At 62.4% G+C, this 16380-nt stretch carries 16 protein-coding genes and 2 pseudogenes; 11 read left to right on the forward strand and 7 right to left on the reverse strand.

What is annotated here, in order from left to right:
- Position 1: 1 nt before the first annotated feature.
- Positions 2 to 412, reverse strand: coding sequence for a helix-turn-helix transcriptional regulator (locus tag LPA36_RS23120; protein ID WP_228882011.1), 411 nt, complete (start codon positions 410 to 412; stop codon positions 2 to 4).
- Between the two features lie 255 nt (positions 413 to 667).
- On the opposite strand from LPA36_RS23120, the gene LPA36_RS23125 reads away from it, so the two are divergent.
- Positions 668 to 1003 carry an ArsR/SmtB family transcription factor gene (locus tag LPA36_RS23125; protein ID WP_228882012.1) on the forward strand — a complete coding sequence of 112 codons (336 nt, stop codon included), beginning with the start codon at positions 668 to 670 and terminating at the stop codon, positions 1001 to 1003.
- A gap of 112 nt (positions 1004 to 1115) precedes the next feature.
- Complete coding sequence (locus tag LPA36_RS23130) at positions 1116 to 1742, forward strand: glutathione S-transferase family protein (protein ID WP_228882014.1); 627 nt, start codon at positions 1116 to 1118, stop codon at positions 1740 to 1742.
- A gap of 56 nt (positions 1743 to 1798) precedes the next feature.
- Here the strand turns inward: LPA36_RS23130 and LPA36_RS23135 are convergent, their stop codons facing one another.
- Positions 1799 to 2749 carry an RNA polymerase sigma-70 factor gene (locus tag LPA36_RS23135; RefSeq protein ID WP_228882015.1) on the reverse strand — a complete coding sequence of 317 codons (951 nt, stop codon included), beginning with the start codon at positions 2747 to 2749 and terminating at the stop codon, positions 1799 to 1801.
- A gap of 311 nt (positions 2750 to 3060) precedes the next feature.
- On the opposite strand from LPA36_RS23135, the gene LPA36_RS23140 reads away from it, so the two are divergent.
- From LPA36_RS23140 to LPA36_RS23150, 3 genes are all read left to right on the forward strand, one after another.
- On the forward strand, positions 3061 to 3963 hold the full coding sequence (locus LPA36_RS23140) for a DMT family transporter (RefSeq protein ID WP_228882017.1): 903 nt from the start codon (positions 3061 to 3063) through the stop codon (positions 3961 to 3963).
- Between the two features lie 109 nt (positions 3964 to 4072).
- Positions 4073 to 4528 (forward strand): cupin domain-containing protein, encoded by a 456-nt coding sequence (locus LPA36_RS23145; protein ID WP_228882019.1) that lies wholly within the window; start codon positions 4073 to 4075, stop codon positions 4526 to 4528.
- Positions 4529 to 4701: 173 nt separating this feature from the next.
- Entirely contained in the window at positions 4702 to 5052 is a 351-nt protein-coding gene (locus tag LPA36_RS23150) for a hypothetical protein (protein ID WP_228882021.1), read from the forward strand.
- Positions 5053 to 5084: 32 nt separating this feature from the next.
- Here the strand turns inward: LPA36_RS23150 and kdgR are convergent, their stop codons facing one another.
- Genes kdgR through kduI form a run of 3 tightly spaced genes read right to left on the reverse strand, consistent with a single transcriptional unit; the run spans position 5085 to position 7675 of the window.
- On the reverse strand, positions 5085 to 5972 hold the full coding sequence (gene kdgR, locus LPA36_RS23155) for a DNA-binding transcriptional regulator KdgR (RefSeq protein WP_228882023.1): 888 nt from the start codon (positions 5970 to 5972) through the stop codon (positions 5085 to 5087).
- Positions 5973 to 6024: 52 nt separating this feature from the next.
- Positions 6025 to 6798 (reverse strand): 2-dehydro-3-deoxy-D-gluconate 5-dehydrogenase KduD, encoded by a 774-nt coding sequence (kduD, locus tag LPA36_RS23160; protein ID WP_228882025.1) that lies wholly within the window; start codon positions 6796 to 6798, stop codon positions 6025 to 6027.
- Positions 6799 to 6838: 40 nt separating this feature from the next.
- Positions 6839 to 7675 carry a 5-dehydro-4-deoxy-D-glucuronate isomerase gene (kduI, locus tag LPA36_RS23165; RefSeq protein WP_228882026.1) on the reverse strand — a complete coding sequence of 279 codons (837 nt, stop codon included), beginning with the start codon at positions 7673 to 7675 and terminating at the stop codon, positions 6839 to 6841.
- A gap of 366 nt (positions 7676 to 8041) precedes the next feature.
- On the opposite strand from kduI, the gene kdgT reads away from it, so the two are divergent.
- Positions 8042 to 9058: a 2-keto-3-deoxygluconate transporter gene (kdgT, locus tag LPA36_RS23170; protein ID WP_228882028.1), complete on the forward strand. Its 1017-nt coding sequence runs from the start codon at positions 8042 to 8044 to the stop codon at positions 9056 to 9058.
- Between the two features lie 52 nt (positions 9059 to 9110).
- Here kdgT and LPA36_RS23175 read toward each other — a convergent pair.
- Positions 9111 to 9545: pseudogene (locus LPA36_RS23175) on the reverse strand (porin); the annotation flags it as partial.
- A 353-nt stretch (positions 9546 to 9898) separates the two neighbouring features.
- On the opposite strand from LPA36_RS23175, the gene LPA36_RS23180 reads away from it, so the two are divergent.
- Together LPA36_RS23180 and cynS are read left to right on the forward strand one after the other, a co-directional pair.
- Positions 9899 to 10453 (forward strand): OsmC family protein, encoded by a 555-nt coding sequence (locus tag LPA36_RS23180; protein WP_228882030.1) that lies wholly within the window; start codon positions 9899 to 9901, stop codon positions 10451 to 10453.
- 96 nt (positions 10454 to 10549) lie between these two features.
- Complete coding sequence (gene cynS, locus LPA36_RS23185) at positions 10550 to 10999, forward strand: cyanase (protein ID WP_228882363.1); 450 nt, start codon at positions 10550 to 10552, stop codon at positions 10997 to 10999.
- A gap of 9 nt (positions 11000 to 11008) precedes the next feature.
- Here the strand turns inward: cynS and LPA36_RS23190 are convergent.
- A pseudogene (locus LPA36_RS23190) lies at positions 11009 to 11116 on the reverse strand (VOC family protein); the annotation flags it as partial.
- A 410-nt stretch (positions 11117 to 11526) separates the two neighbouring features.
- Here LPA36_RS23190 and hpnR point away from each other — a divergent pair.
- From hpnR to LPA36_RS23205, 3 genes are all read left to right on the forward strand, one after another.
- Positions 11527 to 13068, forward strand: a complete 1542-nt coding sequence (hpnR, locus tag LPA36_RS23195) for a hopanoid C-3 methylase HpnR (RefSeq protein ID WP_228882032.1) — start codon at positions 11527 to 11529, stop codon at positions 13066 to 13068.
- A gap of 384 nt (positions 13069 to 13452) precedes the next feature.
- Positions 13453 to 14484, forward strand: coding sequence for a TRAP transporter substrate-binding protein (locus LPA36_RS23200; RefSeq protein WP_228882034.1), 1032 nt, complete (start codon positions 13453 to 13455; stop codon positions 14482 to 14484).
- 3 nt (positions 14485 to 14487) lie between these two features.
- The gene (locus LPA36_RS23205) at positions 14488 to 16380 is read left to right on the forward strand and encodes a TRAP transporter large permease (RefSeq protein ID WP_228882037.1); all 1893 of its coding nucleotides are present in this window, start codon (positions 14488 to 14490) and stop codon (positions 16378 to 16380) included.

The following is a 16380-nucleotide window of genomic DNA, read 5'->3' on the forward strand; positions in this document are numbered from 1 at the left end:
GCTACCAGTTCTCCTTTTTCCTGGCTGCAGTGATCGCGGGCAGGGGAGCCCTGGCGCGCTGAACCTTCGCGGTTTGCGCGGAGGTTTTGCGCGCGACGGTTTTACGCCCCGCCTTCTGGATGGCAGTGGGCGTCAGGCGTCCACTGTCGGCGCTGTCAGTCTGCGCACGTGACGATGCCCGTGACGGACGCGGCGCCGCTGTCTGGATCAGGCACATTTCGACATCGAGCATGCGCATGACCTTAAAAAGCCTTTCGACGCTGGCGAGGGCCGGATTCGCTTCCAGCTGTGCATAGCTTTGCTGGGTGATGCCCAGGCGGCCGGCCATTGCCGCCTGCGTGAGGCCGGCAGCCTTGCGAAAACCCCGAAGAATGGGGCGAAGCTGGGTGAGTGTCTTGATGGGATAGTCCATACGAACCTCCACGGTATTCGTACAGTATGCAGGCTGTAAAAACAATAAACAAGCTACAGGCTGTAATCGTTTTATACAGTCTGTGAGCTGTAAAAATACTTTACAGTCTATGGGCTGTTAAACGCGATTTTCGCCAGAGATGAACCGGAGCAGAGGCGTGCGGGGCGGAGGTACGGCAAACATCACCATGAACCGGCGGAAGGCGGAATTCACGAACGCCTTGACAGACGAACTCAGACGTCTATAGTTTTCCATATGGTGAAGTGTCCAGTCAGTCAGCTCGATCGTACTTTTGCAGCCCTCGTGGACCCCACACGGCGGGCCATACTGGCACGCCTCGAGCTGGAACCCGGGTTGTCGATTTCGGAGATTGCCCGTCCGCTACCGCTCAAGCTGCCGGCTGTGATGAAGCATCTCGACGTGCTGAGTGACGCGGGTCTGGTGGCACGCACCAAGCGGGGCAGAACCGTCTCGGTGGAACTGGTCGCGGCGCCAATGGAAGAGGCGATGGCCTGGCTCAGGCGTTACGAGCGGTTCTGGTCGGCGAGTCTCGACCGGCTCGCCGGTTTCGTCGAGAACCCGGACGACTGACGAGGGCGCGCCGGGCTCTCACGCTCACCGGTACATCAAGGCTGTGCATGCGGCGTTGCCGCCATGCACGTTGTGATCTTCAAGACAGATGCAATCAATGCTGAGGTCGCCAATGAAGCTCTACTACGCTGAAACGCTGACGCCGCGCAAGGCATGTGCAGTTGCCAGATATCTGGACCTGCCGATGGACTACGTCCACCTCGACCTGAAGAAAGGCGAGCACACCACGCCCGACTATCGCGCGATCAATCCGAACTGCAAGGTGCCGTGTCTTGTCGACGGTGACAGGACCATCTGGGAGGCGGACGCCATCATGTGCCATCTCGCGCAGCGCGCGGGCTCGAGCCTGTGGCCAGGTGACACCCGGCAAACCGAGGTCTTGCGCTGGCTAAGCTGGAACAGCCATCATCTCTACCGCCACGCCGGCACGCTCTATTTTGAGTTTCTCATCAAGCCGAACTTCGGCATGGGCGAGCCGGATCCGGCCACGGTCGCGCAGGAGCAGGACGCGTTTCGCCGTTTTGCGGGCGTGCTCGACCGGCATCTGGAGGGGCGGCAGTGGCTCGTGGGCGACGATCTCACGATCGCTGATTTTTCGGTCGCGGTCTCACTGCCGTATGCGAAGGCAGCGGCCATACCACTCGAAGAGTTTCCGCAGGTCCAGCGCTGGCACGATCAACTCGGTACGCTCGACGCCTGGCGCAATCCGTTTCCGGCACGCGCCATGGCAAACGCCTGAGCGAATGCGCTGCAGACGCCGAGGACGCGCACGATGGCCGTGTCGATCTGCACGTCTCAAGGCGTTCGCGGACGAACGCCCTTGATATCGGCGACCGGGGGCGCGTTTGCGGCCTGCGCGGCCTTGAGATCGTAGCCCAGCGCCGCGGCAATCCGGGCGAGCTTGTCGGGATTGCGCTGGGCGTGAATCTGCACAATGCGCTCGCCGTCGGTTTCGAGTGTCTGAGCCGACTCGAGGGTGCCATCGATAAACCGCAGCAGCCCCCATTGACCGTTGAGCATGGCCACTTCATATCGCACTGCGTTGGGGTAGCGAAGGCGTGTCGCGAAATACAGTTGCGCGATACGCTGCCCGCCGACCATCGGCACGCCGAAACTCGGCACCTTGCCGCCGCCGTCGCCGACCAGTTGCGCATCGTCGGCGAGCATCGCCTTGAGTGCGGCGAATTCGCCACGTACCGCCGCATCGGCAAATCCGCGCAGCAGCCGCAACTGTGTTTCGCGCGTAACGGTGTGACGCGGCCGCTCGTCGCGCACCTGCGCCTTCGCGCGATGCACAATCTGCCGGCACGCGGCTTCGGACTTGCCCAGCACTTCGGCGACTTCGTCGTATCCCGCATCGAACACTTCGCGCAGCAGGTAGGCCGCGCGCGCCTCCGGAGCGAGGCGCTCCAGCAACGTGAGGAAGGCCACCGAAACATTGTCGGCATGCTCAAGTATCTCTTCTGGCGAGCCGGGCGATTCTTCGAGAAGCGGCTCGGGCAGCCACGTGCCGACATAGTGTTCGCGCTGAACCTTCGCCGTACGCAGCCGGTCGATTGCAAGCCGCGTCGTCACGGAGACGAGCCAGGCCTCGGCGTTGTCCACGCGGTCCTGCCCGGTTTCGTGCCAGCGGATCCAGGCATCCTGGACAACTTCCTCGGCTTCGGCCGAAGAGCCCAGCATGCGGTAAGCGATGCCGTGAAGACGGCGGCGGAGACGGTTGAAGGTGTCGGTTGCGTCATTCATGGTGATTCCACGCGTTTGATAGCGCCGTGTGGTGACAATGACTACACGGCCGGCGGCCTGCCGGATTCGCGCCCCTGAGCGGAGCGGGCGGAAAGCCGCGTCGCCGCGGGCAACGGCAAACCTTTGTGTTCGGGAAAGACCATTGTAATGACGTGCTTCGCAGCGCGGGAACTGCGATCTGTTTCCGGCGGACGTTCTAGACTGGCCTGCGGCACGCGGGCTCAACTTCGCCACGTCGCTCCGTTGCCGATGCTTCTGCGGCCTGCGAAGCCTGTGAGATCATGCCAGGTCAACCCACGCCGCGCCACGACATGTCATCTCCCACGACCGTTTCCACCCGTTCGCTTCCGCTAGGCGCCATCGGCAGCATACTTGCTTCGATGTTCTGCTTCGCCGTGGTCGATGCGCTCGCAAAGACGGTTGCGTTGCAGTATCCCGCTAACGAAGTGACGTTTTTCCGCATGCTCTTCGGGCTGGTTCCCGCAGTCGCGATCTGCTGCATCGGACGCCTCTCGTGGTCCGAACGACTCGCGAATCTCGACGTCAAGGGACAGACGGTGCGAGCGCTGACGCTACTGGGTGCGTCGGGCTTTTTCTTTGCCGGATTGCCCTACGTTCCGCTCGGCGAGGCCGTGGCACTCGCGTATTCGGAGACGCTGATCGTCATCCTGCTCGCGCCGCTGATCCTTCACGAGCGCATGACGCGCCGCGGCGTCGCGGCTGCGATCGCAGGCTTTTGCGGGGTGCTGCTGGTGGCGCGGCCAACTGGCGGCCAGTCGAGCTGGCTCGGACCGACGCTGCTTCTGATGAGCGCATTTTTTGGCGCACTGTCGATCATTCAGATCAAGCGCATCCGCTCCACCGACGATCCTGAGACCATGGTGCTCTTTTTCACACTGCTGGGCACGCTCGTAACCGGATGCACGCTCTTCTTCAGCTGGCGAAGCGTATCGCTGGAAGCGCTCCTGACCATGGCCGTTCTCGGCACCTTCGCGACAGCCGGGCAACTCCTGATGACCATGGCGTTCCGCCAGGCGGATGCCGGCAAACTCGCGCCCTATAACTACACCAGCATCGTGTGGGCCGCCGTGTTCGGATACGTCATATGGGATGAGACGATGCAACTGCTGTCGCTCGTGGGAATCGCGTTGATCGTGGGTAGCGCGATTGCTGTCGCGGTCCGCAGAAAAGACCTGGAGGGTCCGCTCGCGTGACGTCGCCGGGCCGCGTCGGAAGGCGCCAGGATCGGGCGCATAATCCTGCTTGATCGCGTGCGCCGGGCACCCCGGCGTACCGACGACAACAATTCCAACCCGAAGGAGTATGACGATGACTCTGGGCGGCAAGGCGGCAGGTGAGGCAATCGACATCGGTCAACTTCGCATTCAGTACCTGATCGATGGAACCGCGACAGGCGGCATGGGCCTGTTCGAATTGACCGTGCCACCGGGCTCGCAGGTTCCGCCGCCTCACAGTCATACCCGCAATGAAGAATGTGCCTATATCCTCGAAGGCACGCTGCGCTATTCGGTCGATGGCGTCGTTCGCGATCTGACGGCTGGCGAATGCATGTTCACGCCACGCGGATCGGTCCATCACTTCAGCAATCCGCACGACGTCACGGCGCGCGCACTGATCGCCTTGTCACCTGACATCGGCGCCCAGTATTTCCGCGATGTCAGGTCGGTCGTCACGGCCGGCGGGCCGCCCGATCGTCAGAAACTTGCCGAAGTCATGTCGGGGTATGGGCTGATTCCGGCGGCGCCGCGCGAAGGTTAGGGCGCGTCCTGTGCGACAAACAACTGTCACCGGAAATCCGGCGGGGTAAAGTCAGGTTTCAGGCCGCTAAAGCCGTCGCTTTGGCCGCAGCGGCGATCCCTTTTTTAATTGGGGGCGCGTTCATGGGCACGTTTCCAGACTCCACATATCGACATCGCGGCGCAGCCGCCGGGATGGCAGCGACGCTGCTGGTGGCGGGCGTCGCCCACGGAAGGCCGCCCTGTCCGGCGTACGTGACAACGCCTTCAGGCAGCGTATTCAACGTGGCCGCGCTGGTCGCGGACAACGGTTCGCCGGAAGCGGGGCTCGCCAGGGTGCGTTCGGCGCGCGCGAAAATCGAGGCGGGCGGCGGGTGCCGCATATTCCGCGACGTGCCGGCATGCGAGGAAACCGTCGAACTCGCGAAGCTGACGGAAGCCGCGCTGGAACAATGCGCGGCGCCCATTTCGCGCAACGGGCCGCTCTGGCCTGGCGGCCCGGAACGCTCAGAAGCTGAAACCCAGGCCAGAACCGGTTCGCGCTGAATCCACGCGCGTTCGAAACCATCGGTCCGTTATCAGCCCTCTTCGGCGGCTACCTGTGCGGGCGCGGTTGTGTCGCGATAGCCGAGCCGTAACGAGATCGCAAGCCCCGAGCGTTGCAGGAGAGCGACGTAGTGTGACTTCGTGTCGGCGCCGCAGCGCATCGTCGGAAATGAGATCGACAGGCCGGCGATCACGCGCCCGAACCGGTCGAACACCGGCACCGCGAGACATCGAAGACCTTCTTCCTGCTCTTCGTTATCTTCGCCGTAGCCCTGCTCGCGGACGTGCGGCAGGATGCCCAGAACCGCTTCGGCGGAGGAGAGCGTTTTCGGCGTCGACTTGCGGAATTCCACGTGCGAGAGCACTTCGCGGGCGTCGGCGGGGTCCATCCACGCGAGTAGTACCTTGCCGATCGCGGTGCTGTGCAGCGGATTGCGACGACCGATACGCGACTGCATCCGCAGACCATAGTCGGCATCGATCTTGTGGATGTAGATGATGCTGTCTTCGTCGAACGCACCGAGGTGGACGGCTTCGCGCGTGGCCTGTGCGATGCGGCGCATCTCGACGTCGGCCTCGCGCACGAGATCGACGCTCTCGAGCGCCTTTGCGCCGAGTTCGAAAAGACGGATCGTCAGCCGGTAACGCTCGGTCTCGACTTCCTGCGTCACGTAACCGAGCGCCTTCAATGTCTGCATCACGCGATGCACTGTCGTCTTGGACATGCCGAGCCGCTGCGACAGTTCGCTGATGCCGGTCTGTCCGCTGTCGCCGACGGCGGCCAGAATCGCGAATACCCTGCCGATCGACGAGGCCGATTCGCCCCGCTCGAGGCCCGCGGCGTCGCCACAATCAGCGAGGTCAGCGTCCTGCTTCTGTGCGGCGGCGGGTTCTCTTCGCTGTTTGTTCATAGCTGTCATATCCGTCTGTCCATCGTGTCCTGTCGATGCCACGCGGGCCGTCCGCGGGCGACTAGCGCGCGAGCCAGCCTCCGTCCACCGCGAGCGTATGGCCGTGTACGTAGTCCGACGCCGTCGAGGCGAGGAACACCACCGGCCCCGCGAGATCGTCCGGCGTTCCCCAGCGGGCGGCCGGAATGCGCGCGAGAATCTCGTCGTTGCGCTGGACGTCGCCACGCAGCGCGGCCGTGTTCGCCGTTGCCATGTAGCCGGGCGCGATCGCGTTCACGTTGATGCCGTGCGGCGCCCACTCGTTTGCGAGTAGCCGCGTGAGACCCAGCACGCCACTTTTCGACGCCGTGTAGGACGCGACGCGAATGCCGCCCTGAAACGACAGCATCGACGCAACGTTGATGATCTTGCCGCCGCGCTGCTGCTTCACGAACTGCCGGGCCACAGCCTGCGAGAGAAAGAATACGCTTTTCAGATTCACGTCCATCACCGCGTCCCAGTCGTCTTCGGTGAAGGCGAGCGCGTCTTCGCGGCGGATGATACCCGCATTGTTCACGAGCACATCGATGCGCCCGAACGTTTCGACTGCGGCACGCACGATGTCGTCGATCGGCGCGGTGGAGGCAAGATCCGCACGCACATCGGCGAAACGCCGTCCGGTTGCTTCGACGCGACCGGGTGTGTCGCCGGCATCCGCGCGGCTCACGCCGACGATGTCGCAGCCGGCCGCTGCCAGCGCGACGGCCATGCCCGCGCCAAGGCCCGTGTTGCTGCCGGTGACGATAGCGACCTTGCCGCCCAGATCAAAGGTATTCACTGCGTAAGCCCCTGTCATCTCTGAGATATTTCAAACAGCCCTTGAACGGTGCCGTCGTTCAACGCAGATCGCCGACGGCGATGTGATCCATATCGCCGAACACCTGGTTTTCGCCGACCATGCCCCAGATAAACGTGTAGGCCTTCGTGCCGACGCCCGAATGAATGGACCAGCTCGGCGAAATTACGGCCTGTTCGTTGTGCACGAGAATGTGGCGCGTCTCGTCTGGCTCGCCCATCATGTGGAAGACGGCCGCATCGTCGGCGACGTTGAAATAGAAATACACCTCCATGCGGCGCTCGTGCGTGTGGCACGGCATCGTATTCCAGAGGTTGCCGGGTTCGAGCTTCGTCATGCCCATCGAAAGCTGGCAGGTGGGCAGCACTTCGGGGACGATGAACTTGTAGATCGTGCGGCGATTGCTCGTGGCCGGATCGCCGAGCGTCTGTGGCGATGCCTGTGCAAGTGAAATCGTGCGGGTCGGATACGAGACGTGCGCCGGTGCGCAGTTCAGGTAAAACTTCGCGGGGCGTGTCGCATCTTCGCTGCCGAACGCGACCGCCTGCGTGCCTTTGCCGATGTAGATCGCCTCTTCGTTGCGAACGGGGTAACGCGTGCCGTCCACGTCGACCCAGCCATCACCGCCAATGTTGATCGCGCCGAGCTCGCGACGCTCCAGCAGATAACTGACGCCAATCGCCTTGCCCAGCGAGCCGGGGACTTCGACCGCGCGCGTCGCGGGCAGCACACCGCCCACGATGATGCGATCGATATGGCTGTAGGTGAGCTTCAGCGCGTCGCGTTCGAACACCGGGTCGATGAGAAATTCTTTGCGCAAACCTGCCGTATCCAGTGTCTTCGCGTACGCGCTGTTGATGCTCTGTCTGACTTCCATTGTTCGTCTCCTGTCGAGTCGGCGCTTTCGCTGTCGACCAGCGTTCGCGCTTTGGCGTGTTGCTCCGGTCCCATGCAAGATGGCGCTGCCGGGCACGGCGCAAACCCACTGCGCCGGAATGGTCGGAACTGTAGCGCAGATTTCCGTTTTCGGAACATCGGTCCAAAAATAATGCGTCGCCGGATCAAGACTGGCAAGGCGCTCAGCCGGTCCGAGGGTAAACGATTACCTGAATTACTCATGGAAACGGAACGACGTTCCTTTCGCGATGCTATATTGCGCCGAAAGGGAGCAGCCCGTCACATGAACGGGACATCACCCCGGGTCACCGACCCGACAACGGGACGCAAAGTCCATGGAGGAGGCATGAATATCAAGAAGGCCGTCGACTGCGTACCTGGCGGGCTGATGCTGGTGCCGCTGCTGCTGGGCGCCTGTGTACACACATTCGCGCCGGGCGCCGGGAAGTACTTCGGGTCCTTCACGAATGGACTGATCACCGGCACCGTGCCGATTCTCGCGGTGTGGTTCTTCTGCATGGGCGCGACGATCAACCTGCGGGCAACCGGCACGGTCCTGCGCAAGTCCGGCACGCTGCTCGCGACGAAAATGCTGGTGGCATGGATCGCGACGATCGTCGCTTCGCACTTCATTCCGGTGGGTGGCGTGAAGGCGGGGCTCTTCGCCGGCCTGTCCGTGCTCGCGATCACAACATCGATGGACATGACGAACGGCGGTCTCTACGCCGCCGTGATGCAGCAATACGGCACGCGCGAAGAAGCGGGCGCGTTCGTGCTGATGTCGGTCGAATCGGGGCCGCTCATCAGCATGCTGATCCTTGGCGCGACTGGCGTTGCGTTCTTCGAGCCGCGCCTCTTCGCGGGTGCGGTGCTGCCGTTCCTCGTCGGCTTCGTGCTCGGCAATCTCGACAGCGATCTGCGCGATCTGTTTGGCCGCTGCGTGCATCCGCTGATTCCGTTCTTCGGCTTTGCGCTTGGCAACGGCATCGACCTGAACGTGATCATGACGAGCGGATTGCCGGGTGTCGTGCTGGGTCTTGGCGTGATCGTGGTGACGGGTATTCCGCTTATCCTCGCTGACCGCTGGATTGCGGGCGGCAACGGGGCGGCGGGACTCGCGGCGTCATCGACGGCGGGAGCGGCGGTGGCGAATCCGGCGATCATCGGCGAGATGATTCCGCGCTTCAAGCCGCTGGTGCCGGCCGCAACGGCGATGGTCGCAACAGCCTGCCTCGTGACCGCGATTCTCGTACCGATTCTCACGGCGCTGTGGGTGCGCAGGCATCACGCACGTGATGCACTGCGCGAGGAGATCGCGGACGCTACGGCACAACCGTTGAACGAACGCGACGTACACGTGTGATGTGAGAAGTCTCCGCCCGTGACAGATAGCACACCCGCTGTGTGTGATTGCATCACACAGCGGGCGTGTTTGCGTTCTGGAACTTGTGGCGCAGCGCGACGCGCACAGCCACCTGATTGCCCGTCGACGACGGCGCCTGCATGCCAGGAATAAACGCCTTGTCCAGAATCGAGTTCGTCGAATCGCCGGCGACCTTCTGATATTCGCCCTGCACGTAGACGTCCGTGCGCTTCGTGAAGTTGTAGTCCGCCATCAGGCCGAACGAATGGATCTTCGGGTTGACGCTGCCGGACGACGCATCGTAATTCTCCATCGTGTACACGTACTGCGCGCCGACATAGAACGCCGGCGTGAACTGGTATTTGCCGTTCACTTCGAAGTTCTGGTACTTGAGCGTATTGAGCGCGACGCCCGGCGCGGCGAGCGGAATGCCGATGTAGCCGTTACCCGTCGGGTTTTTGTAGTTCGAGTTCGTGTAGTCGATGCCTTCATCGAGCACGCCGTATAGCGTCACGCTGTTCTGCGCCCACGCGGGCGATGCCGCACCCAGCGAGGCGATGGCTGTCTCTGACCCGGTGCGGTGACCCGGCGCCATTTTACGTGTTCGGCACAACGTGAATGCACCAGCCTGTCGACGCGCCGGCAGGCCCGCCGGGACCTTGAGCCGAACCAGCATGAAAATGAGCCGATCGGGCATGGGTCCAGAAAACCCGTTCCGTAGAATAGGCTGCTAACGATAGTGGACGCCTTCAGGGCGTCTGTTCTTCACCCCGCGGTGCATCCCGCACTGCCGACCCGCCACCGAAGCCGCCTCCGGACGGCTTCACGCAGGAGCATCACATGAGCGCCGATTCCAGTTACCCAACGACCGTATCTACGTATCTTCGTCCGATCGACCGCGATGGCCTGATGGCATTCGCCGAGAAGGGGCGCAACAACCCGAACGCACGCGGCAGGAACAACGTGCATACGGTTATGCAGGGCCAGTATCGCTCGCTCAGCTATGTGGGCAAACACGCGCTTGTCGTGGTCGACGAACCCCTGCATCTGTTCGGCGAAGATACTGCGCCTGCGCCCGGCGAAATCGCGTTGTCCGGCCTCGGCGGCTGTCTCGCTGTCGGGATTACGGCGGTGGCTACGTTGAAGAAGGTGAGCCTGTCGAAGCTCGAGGTGTTTCTCGAAGCCGATATCGGCAACCCGGCCGCATGGGGCGCGGGTGGCGCCGAGATGGAACCCGCGCAGATGGGCTTCCAGAACATTCGCGTGAAGATTGCGATCGAAGGCGACGCAAGCCGCGAAGAACTTGCAGAGATCGTCCGTCAGGCGAACTTCTATTCTCCGGTGGCGAACACGATGCGCAACCCGGTTCCGATGAGCGTCGAACTCGCGGACTGATCGTTTGACGTTCGCCCGCACGGACGCACGTTCTGCGATGTGGGGCACGCGTCTCCAGTGAAGGCAGTCACCTGAAAATTACAACGGGAGCAGATGATGATTTCCAGCCGCAACGAAGTGACGCAGATGATCGTTTCCGCGAAAGTCGCGAAGGGTCTCAAGTGGAGCGATATCGCCACGCGAATTGGCGCGAGCAAGGAATGGACGACGGCCGCATGTCTCGGCCAGATGACGTTCACGAAGCAGCAGGCAGAAGTGGCCGGCGAAATTTTCGGGCTTTCGGATGAAGCGGTTGCGTGGCTGCAGATCGTGCCGTACAAGGGATCGCTCGCCACTGCGGTGCCGACCGATCCGCTGATCTACCGCTGGTATGAAATCGTCAATGTGTACGGCACCACGATCAAGGAACTGATACACGAAGAATTCGGCGACGGCATCATGAGCGCGATCGATTTTTCGATGGATATCCAGCGTGAAGCCGATCCGAAGGGTGACCGCGTGAAGGTCCTGCTGTCGGGCAAATTCCTGCCTTACAAGACTTATTGATCGACACGACTACCCGGTCAGTTCCGAAATCTCGATGAGGTTCAGATCGGGGTCACGCACGTACACGGAGCGGATTTTCTGCGTTGCGCCGGTGCGTTCGACGGGACCTCCAAGGATCAGTGTCAGTTCGCCAGCATTTCAATCACGCTGACGACGAGTGCAAAGACACTGATGCAACCACCCAAAGTGACTGCGCCTTGCATAAAAGGTGACATACGACGCTCCGTTGAAGAAAAGGATCGCCGTATTAAATCTCAAATGAAAGGAAAAAGAAAGGTTCCGTGACCCGAGGAGGGTTTTCACTAACGAATTCACGCCGTAGCACGCGTCTCCCGGCCGGCTGCATTTAACCGGAGCGCTCGTGAGCACGCGGAGGCAACGGACAGTAGAATCGTCTTGAGCCACCCCTCTGGTGGTCTCAGAACAATGCATCGCCCGGCAGTCGACCCGTACCAGGGATACCGGCATGAAAATCCGGCGCGTTCCGTCGTGACATGGACGCGCCTTTTCGGCCGCAAGGAGATCTCATGAAGGTGCTCGCTGTTCATCCCAGTGGCCTGATGTACACCCGCGTGTTTCTGCGTCTCGAACCGCTCGGCCTGGAAACGGTCGCAGCCGTGATCCGCGAGGCCGGCTACGACATACGGCTGATCGACCTGCAGGTCGAATCGCATCGCGATCTGGACAGGCTGATGCGCACCTGGCGCCCCGACGTGGTCTGTTTCTCCGGCAACTACCTCGCCAACATTCCCGAAATCATCGATCTGTCGAAGTCGATCAAGGCGCAATGGCCGGAATGCTTCGTGTTCGTCGGCGGGCATAGCGCGTCGTTCACGGCCGCCGACATGCTGAAGCACGCCGACGGCGCGATCGATTGTGTGCTGAAGGGCGAGGGCGAAGCAAAGGTTGTCGAACTGCTCGAGGCCGTCGCGCGCCGTGGCGAACTGTTGCAGATACCGGGCGTTGTCACGCGCAACGGCGAAGGTCCGCCGCCGGGTTTCATTGATAGCCTCGATCAGGTTCGCCCCGCACGCGATCTGTTGCGGCACCGGCGGAAGTACTTCATCGGCGTGCTGGACCCGTGCGCGTCGATCGAATTTGCGCGTGGCTGCCCCTGGGACTGCACGTTCTGCAGCGCATGGACCTTCTACGGACGCAGCTATCGTTCGCGCAGCCCCGAAGTGGTTGCCGACGAGCTGGCATCGATCCGCGAGCCGGGCGTGTTTATCGTCGACGACGTCGCGTTCGTGCATGCCGATCACGGCATGGCGATTGGACGCGAGATCGAACGCAGGGGCATCCGCAAGAAGTATTACCTTGAAACGCGCGGCGACGTGCTGTTGCGCAACAAGGAAGTCTTCGAGTACTGGCGGACGCTGGGTCTGCAATACATGTTCATCGGCATGGAGGCGATCGATGCCGAAGGGCTCAAGGCATTTCGCAAGCGTATCGATCTTGGCAAGAACTTCGAAGCGCTGGCGTTCGCGCGCTCGCTCGGCATCACTGTCGCCATCAATCTGATCGCCGATCCCGACTGGGATCGCGACCGTTTCGAAGCCATCAGGCAGTGGTGTCTGGAGATTCCCGAGATCGTCAACATCAGCGTGAACACACCGTATCCGGGCACGGAAATCTGGCTGCGTGAACAACGTCAACTGACGAGCCTCGACTACCGGCTCTACGATATCCAGCACGCGGTGCTGCCAACAAAACTACCGTTGCCCGAGTTCTATACGGAACTGGTCCGCACGCAGCAGGTGTTGAACCGCAAGCATCTGGGCTGGACCGCGCTGCGCGGCGCAGTCAGCGAGGCGACACATCTGCTGATGCACGGTCAAACGAATTTCGTGCGGATGTTGTGGCGTTTCAATTCGGTGTTCAATCCCGCCCTGCAACTGAACGACCACGCGCGCGAAGTGCGTTACTTCATGACGCCGCCCGAAGCGAAATCCGGGCAAGCCGACGCGAAGGTGTTGTACGTGCATCGCCCGGCCGGCCGCAAGGGCCGCAAGATCGACGACGCGACGGAGCGGTTCGTGGATCAGACGCGCGAGGGTGGGGCCGTGTAGTCGCTGCTGCTGCGGAAACGACCCGGCCGCCCTGGATCCGGGCAAAAGTATTTCGACGAACACCGTTGAAACGGTTCCGCGCCGCTCGGGCATACATGCTTTTGTGATGGCGGCAGTTTCGCTGTCGACGCGGACGTCCGCAGCGTGTTTTGCCATCGTGGCGTCCACGTCGGGCCGGGAATCGACGGCATGCGATCCGCGACATTGAGCCGACGCACCCCACTCGGGCCTGACCGCCAAGGTCTTCCAGTCGATTCCGCAGGTGCCACCCTTTCCCTTAAAAACAAGGGAAAACCCTGATATGGGCGACTTTGTGTATCGATTTAGTATATCGATACACAAAACAACCACACCCGCGCCCGCAGGCGCCACTGGAGACACAGCATGGCTTCGATTTCCCGGCGGAAGTTCTTACAGGTCACCTCTGCAGCGTCGCTTGCGGCGGTCGCATCGCTTCCTGCGGTGTCTCGCGCGTCACAGTCGCCCGTCACATTGCGCTTCTCCGCGTCGATGCCGGCCGATCCGAACGCGTCGCACTACGTGTGGTACCAGCACTTTGCAGCGAACCTCAAAGCCAGCGTGGGCGACCGGATTCGCATCGACTTCTTTCCCAACAGCCAGCTCGGCAAGGAAAGCGACGTCGTGCAGCAGGTGAAGATCGGTTCGACCGACATGATGGTCGCGGGCGCTTCTATCTGGGCGACGGTCGCGCCCGAAATCGGCATGCTCGATCTCGGCTATCTGTTCGACAGCTTCGCGCACGCTGCAAAGGTGCTGGATGGCCGCGTCGGCACGACCCTGAACACGATGCTGGAGAGCCGCTCCGGCTGCCGCATCATGACGTGGGCATCGCAGTTCGGCGCGCGCAATGTGTTCACGAAGAAGCCGGTCGAGTCGCTCGCGCAATTGAAGGGCGTCAAGCTCAGGGTGCTGCCGACACCCGCATTCATCGAAACCTTCAAGGCAATGGGCGCCGTCCCCACGCCGATTCCGTTCGGCGAACTGTACATGGCAGTGCAGACCGGTGTAGTCGAAGGGCTGGAGCACGATCCGGCGACGGTGCTGTCGAGCAAGCTCGATGAAGTCGTCAAGTCGTGCTGGCAGACCCAGCACGTCTTCAGCCCGCTCGCGATCGTGATGGGCAAGCGCGCGATGGACAAGATCCCCGCCGATCTGCGGCCCGCGTTTCTGAAGGCCATCAACGACGCAACTGTTCAGCAGCGCGCGATCGCTGATGCGAAAGTGATCGAGTCGGAACAGCAGCTCAAGCACCACGGCATGACCTTCTATCCGATGGCACCCGCGGAGCGCGACACGGTGCGCCGCGAGCTTCAGGCGAGCCTCTATCAGAGCTTCGCGAAACAGTATCCGGCGACTGCGCCCCTGTTCGCCGACGTCGCCGCCGCGAGGGCCTGAGCGATGAGTGCGTTCTCCGCTTCGCCTGCGCCGCACACGGGCGCGGCCCCGGCGATCGGCCGTGACACGCCGTGGGGGCGCGGACTCGAGCGCCTCGTGCAATGGACCGAATATCTGTCCGCCGCCGTACTGGCCGCCGACGTGGCCGTCGTGTTCATTTCGGTGATCTATCGCTATTTCCTGCACGATCCGGTCGACTGGGCCGAGGAAGTCGCGAGTGCGCTGATGGTCGTGCTGGTGTTCTTCGGCGCAGCGACGGTGCTCGCGCGCAGTCAGCACGTCGGCATCGATCTGTTTCGCAGCCTGTTGCCCGCGCGCTGGCAAGCCGCGATGGTTCATGCCGGTCACTGGATCATCGCCGGGGTGTCGCTGAGCCTGTGCGTGTCGTCGTGTCTGCTGCTCGTCGACTCATATGGCCAGACCACGCCAAGCGGTCTGCCGGGCTGGATCAATGTATATCCGCTCGTGATCGGCAGTCTGTTCATGACGGTGTTCGCGTTCGTGAACGCGGTAAGCGGTTCGTTGCGTATCGTGCTGGGAAGCCTCGCGGGTTGCGCGGTCATTGCGCTTGCCGTCGTCGCGTGGAATGCACTTGTGCCGGATAGCCCGGTCAGCCCCGGCCTTCTGCTCGCCGTCGGGTTCTTCGGCGGACTCCTGCTTGGCATCCCGATCGGCTTCGTGCTCGCGTTTTCTGCGCTGCTGTTTTTTCTCGCTGAGCCGAGCCTGCCGATGCTCGTCTATTCGCAGCAGGTGATGGCAGGCACAGATCACTTTGTGCTGCTCGCGGTGCCGTTCTTCGTGCTGGCTGGTCTGCTGATGGAATCGAACGGCATGTCGTCGCGACTGATCGAATTGTTGCTGCGCATATTCGGACGGGTGCGCGGCGGACTGGGTCTGATTACGATTACCGCGACCGCGTTCTTTTCGGGCGTATCCGGCTCGAAGCTCGCCGACATCGCGGCCGTGGGCGGTGTCGTGATGCCTGCCGTACGCCAGACCGGAGAGGACCCGAACGAGGCGGCGGCGCTGCTCGCGGCGAGCGCCGTGATGGCGGAAACCATCCCGCCCTGCGTGAACATGATCATCATGGGCTTCGTCGCGAACATCTCGATTGCCGGGCTGTTCCTCGCCGGGATCGTCCCGGCGGCGGTGCTTGCCGTGTCGCTCGGCGTCGTAACGGTGGCGTTCGGCCGCCGTATCGATCCGAGCCGCGCCTTCAGCCAGCGCCGGCGGCTGCTGCCGCTGCTCGGCGGCGCGCTGGTCGCGTTGATCATGATCGGCATGATCGGCAAAGGCGTGACCTCCGGCGTCGCGACGTCCACCGAGGTATCCGCGTTCGCCGTGGTCTACGCGCTCGTCGCCGGCTGGCTCGCGTTCCGCGAACTGACGCTGCGCTCGGTCGCGCGTCTGTTCGTGCGCGCGGCGTCGATGGCGGGCGGCATTCTGTTCATCGTGGCGGCGGCGTCGAGCGTGTCATTCGCATTGACCATCGAACAGATTCCGAATCTGTTGTCGGGCGTGATGGTCTCGTTCGGCAGCCACTATGGAGCGACCATGTTCCTGCTGCTGTCGGTTCTGATCATGATCGTGTTTGGCGCCGTGCTTGAAGGCGCGCCGGCGTTGATCATCTTCGGCCCGCTCCTGACGCCGATCGCGCAGCAGCTCGGCATCAACCCGCTACACTTCGGAACAGTGACCGTGGTGGCAATGGGCCTTGGCCTCTTTGCGCCGCCAGTCGGGCTGGGGCTCTTCGCGACCTGCGCAATCACCGGCACGCAGGTCTCGCAGGTCGCGCGGCCGATGCTGAAGTATCTGCTGGTGCTCGGCATCACGCTGGTCCTGCTGGTGCTGGTTCCTGGCTTCTCATTGTGGTTGCCGTCGCGGCTAGGCATGTAG

It is taken from the genome of Paraburkholderia saeva (genome assembly GCF_907164555.1).
Classification (GTDB): domain Bacteria; phylum Pseudomonadota; class Gammaproteobacteria; order Burkholderiales; family Burkholderiaceae; genus Paraburkholderia; species Paraburkholderia saeva.